Below are 16,604 nucleotides of genomic sequence, written 5' to 3'. Positions count from 1 at the left end.
TTTTTCATGCGATGCGTATTACTGCGCGGCGTGCTTGCGTAGCAGAGAAGAAGCATTCCATAAGGAGGATTCACATGCCCACTATCACTCGTGATCAGGTGAGGGTTCCGGCCGACGTTATGCCGGAAGCGCGTGAAGAGTACGTCGAAAACTACATGAAGGCAACCCGCGGCACGGGCCGTCTGATGCTGTTCGCGTGCGATCAGAAGATCGAGCACCTCAACAAAGACTTCTACGGTGAGGGCATTGACCCCTCCGATGCCGAACCCGAGCACCTGTTCGAGATCGGCAGCCAGGGCATTTGTGGCGTGTTGGCCGGTCAGCGCGGCCTGATCGCGCGCTATGCCGCCGATTATCCGGAAATTAACTATCTGGTGAAGATGAATTCCAAAACCAACTTGGTGAAAACCAGCCAGGACGACCCGTATTCGCCGCAGCTTACCGATCTGGGTGCTGTGCTGGCTATGCGCGAGGCGGGCGTGAACATCGTCGGCTTGGGTTACACCATCTATCTGGGCTCCGAGTACGAGTCGACCATGCTGGCCGAAGCGGGCGACCTGATTGCTCAGGCCCACGCCAACGGCCTGCTGGTGGTTCTGTGGATCTATCCGCGCGGCAAGGCCGTCACCGACGAGAAGGCCCCCGACCTGATTGCGGGTGCCGCTGGTGTGGCGCTGTGTCTGGGTGCCGACTTCGTGAAGGTGAATCCGCCGCACGAAATCGACGGACAGACTAGTGCCGAGGGCCTGGCTATTGCTTCCAAGGCTGCCGGTCGTTGTGGCTTGGTGTGCGCGGGCGGCTCGAAGGCCGATGCGAAGGACTTCCTGTCGCAGCTGCATGACCAGATTCACATCGGCGGTGCGTGCGGTAACGCGACGGGCCGCAACATCCACATGCGCTCGCTCGATGAGGCGGTGCGCCTGACCAAGGCCATCAGTGCCATTACGCTGGCCGACTATGAAGTTGAAGACGCGCTGGCCGTGTTTAACGGCGAAAAGGACTTCTCGCTGTAAGAGCGCAGAGTACGCACGCGCGTTGGCGCGCCTTAGAGTGCGCTTTAGGTGCTTTCACCATGCAGAACAAAGGGGGCGAGCCATTGCGGTTCGCCCCCTCGCGATTCGGCAGCTAAGCTGACCTACAGCTGCGTGGGCGCCATGATAATCTTGCCGGTGCCGCGGTACACGTTCACCAGGCCTTCGCCGCTCGCCGCGCTTCCTACAAGCGACTTTCCCGAACGTTCCACGGTAAATTCCAAGCTCGACGACCATGCGAGCGCCATGTTACCGTCAATCTTAATCTGGTCGTTGTCCAGGTGAATCTCAATGAGTTCCTCGCGGGGAACGGGGCTTTCGATGGCAACCACGCCGTACTGTCCAGACAGCGACAGGTTGAACAGCCCTTCGCCGCCGCCAACGGCAGAGCTGAGGTTCGAACGGCGAACGATCCGATGCTTAAGCGAGCTGTACGAAGCCAGGAACAAACCGTCGTCGAGCACGAGCGACCCATTCCAGTCGTTGATGTCGAGCAGCAGCAGGTACTTGTACGTAGGCTCGAGCATCAGTGTACCCGTGCCCGTGTACAAGGGCTTGATGGCGCCTTCCCCAGAAACCGCGCCGCCAACCATCTTGCCGAAGAAATCGCCTGCGCCCTTGATACCCGTTTCGGATCGCACATCGCCGGCCATCCACTGCATAGCTCCCGCTTGCACGGTGCAACCAAGCTGGTGTTTCGCCAGCTCAGCCATGTTGACAACAACTTGGCGACGATGCACGTTCATCTTCGCGGCGAAATACTCGCTTAAGGCACTTTCGCGGTTAACTGACAAGTCGCGCTTCCACTGAAGAACCGAAAAGGCTCCCAGCTGCTCGACAATTTCCACATCGTCGTTGTCGAAGAGGTTCTGAATGCGGTAACTCATGCGTGCTCGCTTCCTTTCCGTTTGGCAGTGTTACATAGCAAAACGCACCCTGCGTGTGACGCAGCGTCGTTTGCGTATGTGAAGAAAATGATGGAAAGAAAACTGGTGCCCGAGGCGAGAGTCGAACTCGCACGTCTTTCGACAACGGTTTTTGAGACCGCCGCGTCTGCCATTCCGCCACTCGGGCACGAAAACGATGCTGTAGCGCCAAACGCGGTTTGCTAGTATACCTGATACAAGATGACACGTCGAGAAAAACATTCCATTCTGCCAATAATCAGCTAAAATGCACTCGGTATGAGAAAACGCGAAGAGGGAAGCTTGCGGGGTTTCGCGTACCGATGGCTCGCCGAGCCTGACGTGTAAGGGGTTGGTATGTCGGAATTGAAAGAGTTAGTTGAAGAGGCGGAAAGCGACATCAAAGAAGTCGCGCAAGAAATAGCCCAGGAAAATGCGAAGAAACCGTGGTACAAGCGCATTTCGCTGACCACGTGGATTTTCATTGCGTTGGGGTTGGGCGTGGTTGTTGGCTTGCTGTTGCAAGGCGCGCCTGAAATCGCCGAAACGTACATTAAGCCGGTGGGCACGATATTCTTGAACTTGATCAAGATGATTGTGGTTCCGCTTGTTATCTTCTCCATGATGGCGGGTGTTATCTCGCTGCGAGACATCAAGCAAATTGGAGCCATCGGCGGCAAAACCATCGTGTACTACCTGCTCACCACGGCGTGCGCCATCACTATTGGCTTGGTTATAGCTAACGTACTCAACGTTGGTGGCGGCTACAACTTGCCCGCCGAGGAATTGGCCTACGAGCCCGCCGAGCAGCCAACGCTCATTGACACGCTGGTTGCTATCTTCCCGTCGAACTTCGTGCAGCCCATGGCTGACGCCACCATGCTGCAGATCATCGTTATCGCGCTGTTCTTCGGGTTTGGTATTATCGCAGCTGGTCAGAAGGCGAAACCCGTTGCCGATCTGGTGAATGCCATGTCGGAGGTGTGCATCAAGGTGATGCACGGCATCATCTGCTTTGCGCCGTTTGGCGTGTTCGGCCTGATAGCACCTGTTATCGCCAGCAACGGTCCCGACATTTTGCTGCCGCTATTAAGGCTGATCGTCGTTGCGTATGTTGCCATGATCCTGCACGTGGTGGTTGTGTATTCCGGGTTGGTGAAGGTGATTGCTGGCATGAATCCGCTTACGTTCTTCAAAGGAGAGCTGCCGGCATTCACGTTTGCGTTCGCGTCGGCATCGTCGGTGGGCGCGCTGCCCATTAACATCGAGTGTTCGCAGAACATGGGTGTGAAGAAGGAAATATTCAGTTTCGTGCTGCCGCTCGGCGCTACCATCAACATGGACGGCACCTCAATTTACCAGGGAGTTTGTGCCATCTTTATTGCACAGGTGTTCGGTATCGACCTAACGATTGGCCAACAGGTAACCATTGTGCTTACCGCTGTTCTGGCGTCCATTGGCACGGCGGGCGTTCCGGGTTCGGGTATGATCATGCTCGCCATGGTGTTGCAGTCGGTTGGCCTGCCGGTTGAGGGTATTGCGCTGGTTGCTGGTGTCGATCGTATTCTCGACATGATGCGCACGGCGGTAAACGTCACGGGCGACGGCTCGGCTGCCGTATGCGTGAACGCGATGGAGGAACGCAAGGCCCAAAAGCGCGCACAAAAGGTTGCGTAAGACCGCGCCAGAGTGCGCCAGACTGCGCGCTTCAGGTCGTGTAAGACCGCGTAAGACCGCGTAAGGCTGCGTAAGGCTGCGTAAGGCTGCGTAAGACCGCGTGCAATCAAGACGCACAATAATTCGAGAAGCTTCGCATAGCGCCAATGCTCGAGCTTGAGCTTTTGCAACAATACAGGTTCGGGTGTTGGCGCTACGTGCGATATTCGAAAGGGTTTACGTAGTCGATGCCAAGATAGGCGAAGTCTTTCACGTTTCGAGTTGCCAGAATAGCTTCGTTGCGTTGGGTGATGGATGCGATCATAAGGTCTTCGATCGTTGGTGTTCTGCCCTGCAAAACGGCTCGCTCGTGCAGTTGAGCGCAAAGATAGGCACTGTACGCATCGAACGGCAGTGTCTTGCTTGAGCAGTCCATAACGATGCCCGTGATAGCCGACTTCAAACGTTCTTTGCGCCTTCCATCGGGAAGGCGCAACATTCCATAGTAAAGCTCCTCTATCGTTATGGACGTGAGGTAAATCAGCCCCTCGTGGTCTTGGAACCAGTCTATAACCGCATCGGAAGGCTCCGCTTTCATGAGCTCCGAGACAACGTTTGTGTCCGCTATGTACTTCACAGCCAGTCCCCTCTGTTCACATCGCGAGCTGCATGACGCGTTGGTACTTCGAGTTCAATGCCTTCAACGGAGCGTCCGGCATTGCGGAGACGAGACACCCAACTGTCATGTTCGGTGCTCAGAACTGATTCGAGAATCGCTCGGGCTTCTTTTTGTTGAGAAAGGCCATGGCGAGCTGCACGCGTTTGTAGTGCCGACTTGAGAGCAGGATCAATATTGCGAATAAGAAGGTCGCTCATAAGGGGTTCCTTTCTTCTGCTTCTGGTAGCTTGGATGATATCATAGATATCATCTCTTAGGAATCATGCTTGTGCCCCCTCCAGGGTGCTCGTTTCTCAGACGTTTCTGCTTGCGCTTACCTTGTGGAATGCTTTCAAAGGGCGGGGTCATTTGAGATAATGTAAATACGTGTGCAATCAATCGAAAGTGAGAGGGCTTATTTGTCTCGTATTTGCAGATTAATCGCACGAATTACTGGTAGTTAACATATTCGGTGAAGAGGGGGACACGATGCTCGAGGCGCTTCAGAACAACGCGCTCTTTGTGTGTGGCGTTGTGGCGCTCGTGCTGTCTGCGGTGCTGCTTTTCGCTGTGCTTGCTCTTATTCGCCGTTCGGGCATGACCAAGCGTGTTATTGCCCATGGTGGCGCGTTCGACATGGCTGTTGATCGCGCGGCCGACCAAGCGCTCATTCTGTACGATACCGCAGCTCATCGCGTGTGTCATGTGGCTGGCGTCGATCGCATTCTGGGTGTGTCCTCTCGCGAGCTAGAATCCGACGTGCAGGCGCTTGGTCGCGTTATTGCGCACGACTCGCTGCTTGATCTTCGTGAGGGAATTGCGGAATGGGATAAGCGCGAGCCCTTCGAAATGGAATTCGCCTTCGCCAACAAAGCGCTGGAGCATGTCGTTTCCGAAAACCCTGATGATACGCGGTGGGCAACGTTGCGCATCGCTCCATGCGGCGATAATAAGGTGCTGTTGTCGGTGCGCGACATCACCGCGCAACACAACGTTCAGCGCGATTTGATTGAGCAATGCGAGCGCGCTGAGCTGGGCGAGCGGGCTAAACTCATGTTCCTGTCCAACATGAGCCACGAAATTCGCACGCCTATGAACGGCATCATGGGAACGTTGTCTCTTGCTAAGCTGCACATCGACGACACCGAGCGAATGCAGGGCTACCTTTCCCAGGCCGATGAACTGCTGAAGTACTTGTTGTCGGTAATCAACGACGTGCTTGATATTTCCAAGATCGACAACGGCAAGCTCGAGGTAGAGCAGCGTTGCTTCGACATAACTAATATCATTCGGTCCGAGCAGAACCTGTTCGGCGAAATGATAGCCTCAAAGGGCATCACCTTCGAAACAAGCGTAGATAATCTCCCCACGCCATATGTTTTGGGAGACGAGCTGCGACTTACGCAGGTTGTCACCAATCTCATTTCGAACTCGCACAAATTCACGAACCCCGGGGGCACCATTTCGCTGTCGTTGCGGTTGATGCAGCAGATAGACGGCGTCCTTCACGTGGTAATTGTGGAATCCGACACAGGAAAAGGCATGTCGCCGGAATTTCTGGCCGACCTTTTCAATCCCTTCTCGCAAGAAGACCGCTCCATTTCGCGGCGCTTTGGTGGCACGGGGTTGGGCATGGCTATTTCTGATCAGCTGACGCGCCTGATGGGCGGGCAAATTTCTGTAGAGTCCGAGGTGGGCGTGGGTACAACCTTCGAAATACACTTGGGTTTGCCCATTGCTTCCGATGAAGAGGTGGAAGAATATCTGGAAGCGGGCGGCTCATCGCTGGGCGGTGCGCCCGTTGTTGATGATGGCCAGTTCAAGCTGGCAGGCAGCACCATTTTGCTTGCTGAAGACAACATGCTCAACGCCAGCATTGCTATCGACATGTTAGAAGAGCTGGGCGCGCACGTGGAGCACGCGAGCGACGGCGTGATCGTGTGCGAAATGTTCGAACACAGCGAGCTGAACCACTTCGACGTTGTGCTGATGGACGTACAAATGCCCAATCGCAATGGCTGGGAAGCCGCGCAGCATATCCGCGCACTTGAGCGCCCCGATGCGCAGACCACGCCCATTTTTGCGTTGTCGGCCGATGCTTACACGGAAGACAAGCGGCATTCGCGTGAAGTGGGAATGGATGGCCACATCTCGAAGCCGGTGGAATTCGAGCAACTTGAACACCTTATTAATGCAGAGCTTGCCGTGAGCATGCAAAGGGGGTACTCGCATGTTTAAGACGGTTTTTGATTACATTTCGAAACACGCCACCCAATTTGCCGGAGCTACGGCAGGGTTGGCGCTTGTGGGCATGCTGGGTTACGTGCTGTTGTCGGGAACGTTCAGCCCGGGCTTTTTTGACGAAATGGCTTGGGCGAAGAACGTCTACAAAGACGATCGCGTTTTTGGCTCGGTGTCGTATCAGGTGGGTGAAGTTGACGAGTCCGACAATCGCATTCACGACAACGAAGACGATGCAGAAGGCGCGAATGATTCAACAAACGATATGCTTGCTTCCGACGAAGACGCGACAGACGATACGTCTGCTTCGCTCGCGGGTAGTACGGTGCAAACCGACACCAGTACGCGGGTTGGAAGCGACACCACTGTTGTGGAAGGTGACGGTGGCGGCGTCCACGGCGGTCAGGGCAATGCCGGAAACGGTGGAGACAACACCCCCAGTGGCCCAGGCGGTGCCGGCGAAGGCGGCGAAGGTGGCAATCCCGGCGGCCCAAGCGCGCCCCCGATAACCGACTATCAAGCGGGTCAGCTCCCTGACAGACCCGCTTACGTGGATCCGGAGCATGGCACGTTGGTAGATATTGAGGTAACGGTGCCGCAGCCCTGGTCGTTTGCCAAGGGAGAAAGTTACAACTCGGATGGCGTCAAGGTTGAAGCAGTTTATCGTCGGCCCGATGGAACCCAGCACAAAGTCGAGCTTCCTTACGGCGACGGTGGTTACACGGCATTTCTGTCACCCACATGGGATGCGGGGCAGCACGACGTGACCTTTTCCTTCGAAGGGATCAGCGTAGCTCAGCCGTTCACGGTCATGGGTAAGCGTCTCGACGTTGCCTTTTGCGCTGAGGTTAAGCAGGGTGACATGATTAAAGAATACGCCCCCAAGTTCCCACCTGATGAGCCGGGTCTCTTGAATGAGTCGATGACTCATGCCGCTAAGATAATTCAGAGCGAGGCCGTTCCGCACGATGTTGTGGGTGGCTTCTTTACGGACTTCTCTGACGCTCAGCGATTCATGATTACGGTTTTGGGCAGTGCGGACGTGGAAAATGCCTTTACTACGTTGGGAACCTCTAGTTACCAAGCCGTGAAGTTCCTCGATCAGCTCGATGCGGCGCCCGATGAGCGTCTGACCTCCCTAGTTGCGGGTTTTCGTGAGCTCGACAAAAGGGATGATCCTCCGCTTATCTACGTTTACAATGCGGTTGATGGTCAGTCAACAACGCATAGCCTTGTTGCTGTGGTCGAGCCGGTTCCTGCCGACTATAAGGTTGTTCGTGTGGAGGGTACCGAAGACAACGGCTTTCTGGGGGACCAGGTTCTTGTAGGCTACAGCGGCAAAAATACGGAAGTCAGAGTGCCCGCTGGTGTTACCAAGATAGCGCTTGAACAGGTGAATGAGAGCGCAACGAGCTTAGTTATACCCGAAAGCGTGCTGGATATCGATTTCGAAAGCATTGCCCGGTGCCTTCCTAAGCTCGAATCTATCAGAGTTTCGGGTAATACCCAAACGTACGGTGCGCTGTACGGTGTGCTGTACAGCGCTGATGGTACACATCTGCTCTACGTGCCGCCTGCACATGAGGACATGAATAGAGGAGACGGATCCTGGTACGTGGACGTGACAACGGTGGCATCTGATGCCTTCGTGAAATGCGACATGGACGAGGTTATTGTTCCTTCAAATGTAACCACGTTTGAAGAAGGTTGCCTCGAGAGTTCTCGTATTGGCTCGCTGAGCTTTGAGGGAGATTCACCTGTTGCAGGTGTGGCTCAGTCGGGTTATGTGGGTGATATATTCGTTGCGGCCTCGGAATATGACGCGTTGTGTAAGCGGTGGGTGGAATCCCTTGGCGGTGCTGATGGTTTGTGGGTTGGCGTGCGTGATACAGCAGATCAGGGCGGCGTCAAGCCGGGTACGTATGTTTATGACAAGAATCGAGGCGTTGTCGTTTTGTCGGATGAGCCCACTGTGCTTGCAGGTGTGCCGTTTGAGTCTCAGAAGAGCTTTTTTATACCTGATGGCATAACCGCCATCGGTGCTGGCGCATTTGCCACGGCGTCTGATTTGCGTGAAGTGGTGGCTCCTGAAAGCATGAGAGAGCTGCGACAGGGTAGTCTTGCTGGTTTAGGTGGAGTGAGTCGTGTTGTGTTGCCGGGATCCAAGGTGGTTTCTGTCGACGCAGACGCGTTTGGCGGTGAAGAAATCCCTGACGTTACAGTTTTTGTTCCGGATGCTCTCTACGACGAGTATTTAGACGCTTGGAGCGATGTACTTGGGCGCGATGCTGCGAGCAAGTTGCTCAAGCCGTTTGAAAGTAAGTTCTTGCGCATCAATAACGCGCTGTACCAGACGCTCGATGCCGATGCTTCGGAGCTGCGGCTTGTCGAGGTGCAGGACGTTGGTCAGACGTTCTTTGAACCTGATGAGCGTACGGTGGAAGTTACCTCTGGTGCTTTTTCGGGGTGCGACTCTCTTGAAATCGTACATCTGCCTTCGTTAGTAAAAACTGTGGCCGCTGATGCTTTCGCGGGCTGCGAGAATCTTGAGACAGTTGTCATTGACAGTGCGCTGCGGGAGCTTCCCAGCGTCGGGGATGCTGTGCTTTGTCAGTCGGGTAATGGGGTAGCGTACGATTACGATTCTCAAACCGGATTGGTTTACGCTGTGGAGCCGGGTGATGTACTCACACTGGTCAATGTTCCCACCGATACTACAAACGTGACGGTGCGCGCAAATACGATGCATTTAGGCGACGAAGCATTCAAGGGATGCTCGTCGCTTGACGACGTTGTTAGGTTTGAGACGCCTGAGACGCTTGTTTCCGTGGGTGCCCGCTGTTTTGCGAATTGTCTCACGGCTGAGCAAGCTGACTTCTCTGAGTTTAGTGCCCTTGCTTCTATTGGTGAGGAAGTGTTTGCTGACTGCACGGCGCTGAAAGCTGTCTCGTTACCTGATTCCGTTTTGAAGCTGGGAAGCGGAGCGTTTGTCAATTGTTCGTCTCTTTCGAGCTTTACAGCGCATGGTTTGACCGCGCTCGACGCACGCACGTTCTCGCACTGCACGGCGTTGGCTTATATTGACGCGCCGAGCGTGATGTCTGTGGGTGACGAGTGTTTCTACCATTGCGAGAGCCTAGGGGTTCTCAAAGGTGCAGTAAAACGGTTCTCGTCTGATGGTAAGACTGTCTACGAGGATGCGCTTGATCTTGATGAGCTTACATGGATAGGAGACAGAGCGTTCGCTTATTGTTTGTCGTTTGGTTACGATAAGAACCGTAAGCTCGAATTGCCCGCGCTCGAGCATGTGGGCGTTCAGGCATTTATGGGATGTCCCTCATTGAAAGAAGCTGTGCTGCCTGCGTCTCTGACTGAGCTTGGCGAAGAGGCATTCCGCGATTGCGTGGCGCTCGATACGTTGCACGCGACAGGGTCGTTAGAGACTATCGGACGCTATTGCTTTTACGGGTGCGTGAGCTTGGCTCATCTCGACGTGAGTGAAAGCCAGAAAAAGGCGCTTGAGGTGATAGGTGCTTGCGCGTTTTCTCGATGCGTTGCGCTTGAGCGTCTTGATCTTTCTGGCTATCCGAACCTGTCGTATTTAGGTAATCGTGCGTTCGAGGGCTGTTCAGGCCTTCTGCGCATTACAATGCCAGTCGCGCTGACTGAAGTTTCCGAACGGTGTTTTGCGGACTGTCCTGAATTGTCCATTATCGAGCTTGCTGCCGAAAACCCCACGATTCTCGGTACGTCGGTGCTTGGCTCCAATCCGCCCGAGTATCTGTCTATTTGGGTTCCAAATGAGCAATCATACGCAGGTTACCTGGAGAAATATAGCGCTGTGCTCGATCCTGAGTATGGAGATGGCTATGCACTTTCGGTGTTGGAGGTACGTAGTGACAACGTGGAGAAACTGCGCGGCATCACATATCAGGCAAGCGAAGATGGTTGGATTATAACCGACGCCATGCCGAATGTGTCCGGCACGGTGATGATCGCCGATAGCGTAGAAGCTATTGCACCTGAGGCATTTGAAGGTTGCGACAAGATCGAGAGAATCCAATATGAGTTCGGCGCGTCCATTTCGTTGGGTGACCGTGCGTTCGCGGGTTGCTCTGGTCTGAAGGATGTCCAACTTAATGGAACCATAGATTCATGGGGCGACAGCGTGTTTGCTGGCTGTGAAAACCTCAAAACGGTGCGCGTGGGCGGGTCGTCTGCGAAAGACCATGTAACGAGCATCGGACCACGTGCGTTCGCGGGCTGTGCATCCCTGAATACCGTGCACTTCTATGTTGCTGTTGATACGATTGAAGAGGAAGCATTCCGTGATTGCACGAGCCTGAGTCAGATCGGCGTAACGGCAACATTCCGAAACAAGTTACGAGTTATTGGTGATCGTGCGTTTATGGATGTGGGGTTGAGCAAGTTTCCGCTTTCGTCGAAGTACACGGCGTTGGAATCCATCGGCGCTCAAGCGTTCTACAACTGTGACAACCTTACGGGCTCGACCATTCCGCCTAATGTAACAACGCTCGGTGAGGCATGTTTTGCAAACTGCGACAATCTTTTGACGGCAAGTATCTACAGCGGACTTGAAGAAATTCCAAAAGACTGCTTCAAGGGCTGTTCGAGGCTGTGGCGTACGGGTGGTACAGATGCGGCGTTTGCTGGGTTAAAGACTATCGGTGAAAGTGCGTTTGAGGGATGTATCTCACTGGAGCTAACGGGTCCGAATGAGAAAGGAGCCGGCGCGTGGTCACTAGAGAAGTACACGAACCTGGAATACATTGGTGCGAATGCGTTCAAGGGTGCTATTACTCATACGCAAAAAGGCTCTGGCAATCCGCGTCTAGACACCATGACGCTTGCACCTACGCTGAAATTTATTGGTTCGCATGCGTTTGATGGTTGTATTGGCTTGTCGAAAGTGAAGCTTCAGTCGAACCCCGAAATGGGGGAGGGTGCATTCGCAAACATGCGTGACGGTTTTGTGCTCGAGCAGCCCGGACAAGAGACATCCGCAAGCGTTACTGACGCAGCAGAAGCAGCAGAAGCTGCAGAAGCTGCTGTCGCTTCGGAAAGCGCCGCGGATACCGCGGACGCCAAAGATGTCGCACAAGCTGGTGCTGAAGGTGCCGATGACGGATCCAATGATACTGCCGGTACTGGTGGCGCTACTGCTTCTGACGGCACTGCCGCTGGCACAGGAAATGGTGCGGCGGACGCCACCAGGGGTGCTGGTGGTACTGGCACTGCGACTGGCTCCACTGAGGGTGCTGTCGGTGCCGGTGCTGAAGGTGCTGGTGGTGGCGCCGCTGCTGCGGTAGTCGGCGCAAACGGCATCAATACTGTGAACGATTCGGATGGCGCAACAAGCTCCAAGGGGGAAACCGCATGATCATCAAAAAGAGCGAGCAGATCATCCGCGAGGTGAGCAAGGCCATCGTGGGCAAAGATGACGTGATCCGCAAGGTGCTCATGGCCATTTACGCAGGCGGACACGTGTTGCTCGAGGACACGCCGGGTGTGGGTAAGACCACATTGGCGCTGGCGTTCTCACGCGCGTTGGGGCTCGATTTCCGTCGTGTGCAATTCACGCCCGACACCATGCCGTCTGACATTACGGGCTTCAGCATGTACAACAAACAAACCGGCGCATTCGAGTTCAAAATGGGCGCGGTCGGTTGCAACATGCTGCTCGCAGACGAGATCAACCGTACTTCGGCAAAGACGCAGGCGGCGTTGCTTGAGGTGATGGAGGAACAGTGCGTTACCGTGGATGGTGTTACGCATCACATTCCGAAGCCCTTCATCGTTATTGCTACGCAAAACCCCATGGGCTCGGCAGGTACGCAGCCGCTGCCCGACTCGCAGCTCGACCGCTTCATGATTCAGCTTTCCATTGGGTATCCGAGTCACGATATGCAAATTCGCATGATCGAAGATCAGCTGCAAACAACTCCGCTCGATGACGTGCACGAGGTGGCAACGCGCGACGACCTATTCATGATTCAGCACTATCTGACCACGATTCGTGTGTCGCGCGAGATTATGGACTACATGGTGCGTCTGTGCGAAACAACGCGCACCATGCCGCTGGTGCAGCTAGGTGTAAGCCCGCGCGGCGTGCTAACACTCGTGCGCATGTCGCGTGCTTCGGCTGTGCTATCTGACCGCGACTATGTAACGCCTGAAGACGTGCTTTCCGTATTCAAAGATGTGTGCGCACACCGTATGACTATGCGCCCGCAAGCGCGTATTGATGGCGTGAGTGCCTCTGATGTGCTTGACGAAGTGATTGCTGTCGTGCCCGCACCCACGCTTGGTTCCGCGGTGCGCTGGTAGCGGGCGCGTCACGCCGCACGAAACGCGAGGAGCGCGAACATTTCATTATGCTGAAAAGCCGCATCGCATCCGCATCTTTCATCCTGATAGCCGCAGTGCTGCATTTCTGGGCGAACAGCGCCTTGTCACTTGCATTTCTGCTGGTGTCGGTTGCTGTGCCGGTGGTTTTGTTCGCACAGGTGCGGCTTGCTGCGGCACTTACCCGCGTGACGCTTGATGTTGAACCGTCCTATCAGTTGGGCGAACATTGCGCTGTTCGCCTTCGTCTTGTTCGTGGGCTGCCGTTCTGTCTTGCTGTTGCGATGCTTTCCGTGCGCGTTGAGAACAGCGTGTTTGCTACGGTGGAAGACCACACCGTCGAAGCGGCGTTGAGCACACGGTGCCGCACCTGTGATTTGCCCGTGCTTGAACAGCGCTATGGGCGTGTGCTCATTTCGACAGATTCGGTGCGTTTGGTTGATCCGCTCCGGTTGTTCTGCGCGCGCCTTTCGCTTGATGCGAACTATGAGAGTGTGCTGCGTCCCGCTCAGCTGCAAACTGAGGTTCTGCTTTCGCAAACGCCTCAGGCTCACATGTTTGGCGATTCGTTCGACAACTCGAAGAGCGGGCACGATGTAGGTGAGGTATTCGATGTGCGCGAATATGTTCCCGGCGACTCTATGGCCAGTGTTCACTGGAAGCTGTCGAGTAAGTTTGATTCGTTGATCGCGCGACAGTTTTCGCGGCCTGCCGATTACGAAGTGGCGCTGCTGTCATGCGGCTGCAAGGAAGCGTCTGATGACGTGTGTAATGGCGTTGCCTCCATGGTGTTGTCGCTGTCTGCGGCTCTGTTGCGTGTGGGCGTGTTTCACGACGCGGGGGTTATGTATGAGCAGCAGGCCAGCTTTCATATGGTTGATGACGAAGCATCTCGCGCCGCATTTGCCGATGCGTTACTGGCAACACCCTTAACGCCTTCGGCGCATGAGGTGTCGCAGGTGTTAGCGGATGCGTCGCTTGCCGATCGTTTTACGAAGGTTGTTTTGGTGACGTGCTTCTACGACGAGGCCGCATGGGCTACCCTTGCGCAGACGGTCGATTTGACCGTTGTGGTTATTTCTGCCGACGAAGAGGGAGCGGCTTCGGGGTCGGTCAGCGAGCGCTATGCGTTGTTCACATTCCAGGCGAGGGGGTTGGCCGATCATGGGCATCGCATCTCGCTTTAACGAGTCTCGCAGCGCCGCTACTTCCCCTCGCCGCGTGCGCGGGTTTGAGACGGTTGCTGCTATGTTACTTGCTGCAGGTATGGCGCTTGCCGTGCTGGTGGCGCCGTGGCCTGTAGCCATCGTCGCATGCGGTGCTGTGGCAGCAGCGCTCTCAACTGCTCTGTTGGCTGCGACGCGATATTCTTCGCGTGCAGCTTACGGCATAGCGCTAGGGCTTGTGATGGCTGCGTTGGCAGCAATGCTTGTTGTAGGAGTTGCCCCCCTGCGCGCAACGGCTGCCAATGTGACGAACACGTTCATTGATGCGTGGAATGCCCAGTTCGACGGCTACGTGCTTCATTTTGCAGTGTCGGCCCCATCCGATGGTGCTGCTCTTATGTTTGCGCTGTTCACGGGGCTTGTGGTTGGCTTGGTAGTGCATGCCATATGTTTGAGTCGGTCTATGATCGCAGCACGGCTTATTCCGATTACCTTCATCGTGTGCGGCCTGTTCTTCCAGACGATACTTCCCGCTTCGTTTGCGTGCTTGCTTCTTGGTGGTGCGCTGTTGGGAAGCTGCTATGCCCGACGTGACGCCGCTTCGCTGCGTGCTGTTCCCGCATTTGCCGTGACGCTTGCTGTTATTGTGGGAGTGTCGTTGCTTGCATGCGCGGGATACGAGGGAAACACCCAGCTGCGCGATGCAAAAGGCAATGCGCTGGCTACCGTCGATGAGTTCCGCTTTGGGTCGGACACGTTGCCTCAGGGCGATCTTGCGAGTGCACATCGGATGAGTGCGGTTCCTGAAGAAGGGGAAACCGATCGTCTTCGGGTGACGTTTGCCGATGAAGAGGCCGCAAGTAACGCCGCGCCGCTGTACCTTCGCGGGTTTGCAGGGGTTGAATACACGGGGGACGCATTTAACCGCATGAAACCCGACCAGTATGAAGGCGAATGGACGGGCTTGTTCACGTGGCTTGATGCCGAAGGGTTCAACACACTTTCCCAATATTCGGCGTATCGCTCGCTTGACGACGAGGAAAACGGCAATGCTACCGAAACGCTGTCGGTAACAGTTGATGCGCCGGGGGCCTATCGTCGCTACGCATACGCTCCGGCCGCTGCGACATCGGACGGTGCGGAATCGTTGCTCGATCTGTATCGCACTAACGGAGAAGTGCGCGGCAACGAAAGCAGCACGTTTGATGTGGTTACAGGGGCGCCAATGGCCGAAACGATGGTTCCGGGCGATTGGGTGTACGAGCAGGCGGCCTCACTTGGTTCGGAAACGGGCCCCGATGCGGGCGTTGCTGTAGATCAAGGCGATGCAAACGGCGAAGACTTGTCTGCCCGCGAGCGAAACTTCCTGCGAAGCGAGTTGGCGTACCGTTCCTTCGTGTACGACCGATATCTCGACGTTCCCAGCGACACTGCGACGGTAATCGAGCGGTTCTTCTTCGAGGATGACACGTGGAATGTCGATGAAAGCACGTTGTATTCCACGGTTACGCGCATTCGTACGTTGCTCGATGTAAGCTGCGATTACAACGCGCAGGGCGTGCGGTTCGAAGGTGCGCATGCCGCAAGCGCTGAAGCGGGCGTCGGCAGCAATTCGCCGACCGGGATAGCGAATGAGGGCGCCGCGAACACCGCAAACGCTGCAAATGCTGAGGGCGCCGTAGCCGCTGCAGGCACCGGCACCGTCTCAAACGATTACGTAGCGTGGTTTTTGGAGGATGCCCGCGAAGGCAACTCGGCTGCGTTTGCGAGTGCGGCGGTGCTTGCATTTCGCCAGGTGGGCGTGCCAGCTCGTTATGTGGAAGGCTACCTGCTTGATGAAGAAACGTTCGAGCACATGCGAGAAGCGGGCGAAAGCTCATGCACGCTCAATGAAAGCAACGCGCATGCATGGGTTGAGGTATACGTTGACGGTGCCGGCTGGATGCCGGTTGAGGTGACGCCGGGCTTCTACGATCGCGTGTATGCGGCTGACGAAGTTGTCGAAATAGCGCGTGAGGTTGCAGGCGGCGCAAGCGACGATTCAAATGTGGGAACGGTTGCAGAAACGCCGGATTGGACCGACATGTTGCCCGAAGAGCTGCGCCCCTTCGCATGGCTTGGTTTGGCGCTGTTGTTTATGCTGATGGCGTTCATCATTATGGGTGCGGCTGAGCTACAGCGGCTTGTTCGTTTGGGGTGGCGCTCGCGCCGCCTGCGCCGTGCAGTTGCATGCGGCGAGGGTTCGGTGCTGTTGTATGGGCGGTTGCGCGATCTTATCAGTGATGCGGGTGTGCATGTGAATGAGCTCGATCCGCACTCGTGTGTTGGCGCGCTCGCGAAGGCTCACCCCGAGGTGCACGCTTTCGAATGTGATCGTGCGCTTTCGCTTATGGAACGCGAGCGCTATGGGCAAATTCCGCTCGGTGAATTTGAGGTAAGTATCGTGGAAAGCCTGCTGGAAAAGCTCGAAGCTGGCAATTGGGAGCGTGCGTCGGTTTCGCGTCGCATCGCGTATCGCTACATTGGCCTCTATCTCATTCCCCTGCATCTCGTTACGGCATAAGCTACGAGAGGGCGTGAA

General features: G+C 55.6%; 10 protein-coding genes and 1 tRNA gene. 7 read left to right on the top strand and 4 right to left on the bottom strand.

The window, feature by feature from the left end; all coding sequences use genetic code 11:
* The first annotated feature begins 74 nt into the window (after window positions 1-74).
* Window positions 75-1,013 carry an aldolase gene (locus G7Y43_RS06975; protein ID WP_165045447.1) on the top strand — a complete coding sequence of 313 codons (939 nt, stop codon included), beginning with the start codon at window positions 75-77 and terminating at the stop codon, window positions 1,011-1,013.
* A gap of 122 nt (window positions 1,014-1,135) precedes the next feature.
* Here G7Y43_RS06975 and G7Y43_RS06970 read toward each other — a convergent pair whose 3' ends face one another.
* Together G7Y43_RS06970 and G7Y43_RS06965 are read right to left on the bottom strand one after the other, a co-directional pair.
* Window positions 1,136-1,918 carry an AIM24 family protein gene (locus G7Y43_RS06970; RefSeq protein ID WP_165045445.1) on the bottom strand — a complete coding sequence of 261 codons (783 nt, stop codon included), beginning with the start codon at window positions 1,916-1,918 and terminating at the stop codon, window positions 1,136-1,138.
* A gap of 103 nt (window positions 1,919-2,021) precedes the next feature.
* A tRNA-Leu gene (locus tag G7Y43_RS06965) sits at window positions 2,022-2,105 on the bottom strand.
* A 188-nt stretch (window positions 2,106-2,293) separates the two neighbouring features.
* Here G7Y43_RS06965 and G7Y43_RS06960 point away from each other — a divergent pair.
* Window positions 2,294-3,613: a dicarboxylate/amino acid:cation symporter gene (locus G7Y43_RS06960; RefSeq protein WP_165045443.1), complete on the top strand. Its 1,320-nt coding sequence runs from the start codon at window positions 2,294-2,296 to the stop codon at window positions 3,611-3,613.
* A gap of 193 nt (window positions 3,614-3,806) precedes the next feature.
* Here G7Y43_RS06960 and G7Y43_RS06955 read toward each other — a convergent pair whose 3' ends face one another.
* Together G7Y43_RS06955 and G7Y43_RS06950 are read right to left on the bottom strand one after the other, a co-directional pair.
* The gene (locus G7Y43_RS06955) at window positions 3,807-4,229 is read right to left on the bottom strand and encodes a type II toxin-antitoxin system VapC family toxin (RefSeq protein ID WP_165045441.1); all 423 of its coding nucleotides are present in this window, start codon (window positions 4,227-4,229) and stop codon (window positions 3,807-3,809) included.
* Window positions 4,226-4,468: a plasmid stabilization protein gene (locus G7Y43_RS06950; RefSeq protein ID WP_165045439.1), complete on the bottom strand. Its 243-nt coding sequence runs from the start codon at window positions 4,466-4,468 to the stop codon at window positions 4,226-4,228. The genes G7Y43_RS06955 and G7Y43_RS06950 overlap by 4 nt, the downstream gene beginning before the upstream one ends.
* A 271-nt stretch (window positions 4,469-4,739) precedes the next feature.
* On the opposite strand from G7Y43_RS06950, the gene G7Y43_RS06945 reads away from it, so the two are divergent.
* The 5 genes from G7Y43_RS06945 to G7Y43_RS06925 are packed head-to-tail and all read left to right on the top strand — an operon-like array spanning window position 4,740 to window position 16,586.
* Window positions 4,740-6,488 carry an ATP-binding protein gene (locus tag G7Y43_RS06945; protein ID WP_165045437.1) on the top strand — a complete coding sequence of 583 codons (1,749 nt, stop codon included), beginning with the start codon at window positions 4,740-4,742 and terminating at the stop codon, window positions 6,486-6,488.
* Complete coding sequence (locus tag G7Y43_RS06940) at window positions 6,481-11,892, top strand: leucine-rich repeat domain-containing protein (protein WP_165045435.1); 5,412 nt, start codon at window positions 6,481-6,483, stop codon at window positions 11,890-11,892. The genes G7Y43_RS06945 and G7Y43_RS06940 overlap by 8 nt, the downstream gene beginning before the upstream one ends.
* Window positions 11,889-12,839, top strand: a complete 951-nt coding sequence (locus tag G7Y43_RS06935; protein ID WP_165045433.1) for a MoxR family ATPase — start codon at window positions 11,889-11,891, stop codon at window positions 12,837-12,839. The genes G7Y43_RS06940 and G7Y43_RS06935 overlap by 4 nt, the downstream gene beginning before the upstream one ends.
* Before the next feature lie 47 nt (window positions 12,840-12,886).
* The gene (locus tag G7Y43_RS06930; protein WP_165045431.1) at window positions 12,887-14,044 is read left to right on the top strand and encodes a DUF58 domain-containing protein; all 1,158 of its coding nucleotides are present in this window, start codon (window positions 12,887-12,889) and stop codon (window positions 14,042-14,044) included.
* Window positions 14,022-16,586 (top strand): transglutaminase family protein, encoded by a 2,565-nt coding sequence (locus G7Y43_RS06925; RefSeq protein WP_165045429.1) that lies wholly within the window; start codon window positions 14,022-14,024, stop codon window positions 16,584-16,586. The genes G7Y43_RS06930 and G7Y43_RS06925 overlap by 23 nt, the downstream gene beginning before the upstream one ends.
* The last annotated feature ends 18 nt before the right edge of the window (window positions 16,587-16,604 follow it).

Source organism: Adlercreutzia sp. ZJ138 (assembly GCF_011038935.1).
GTDB lineage: Bacteria > Actinomycetota > Coriobacteriia > Coriobacteriales > Eggerthellaceae > ZJ141.
The sequence above is the reverse complement of the archived record's forward strand: the minus strand, read 5'-3'. Positions and strand labels throughout refer to the sequence as shown.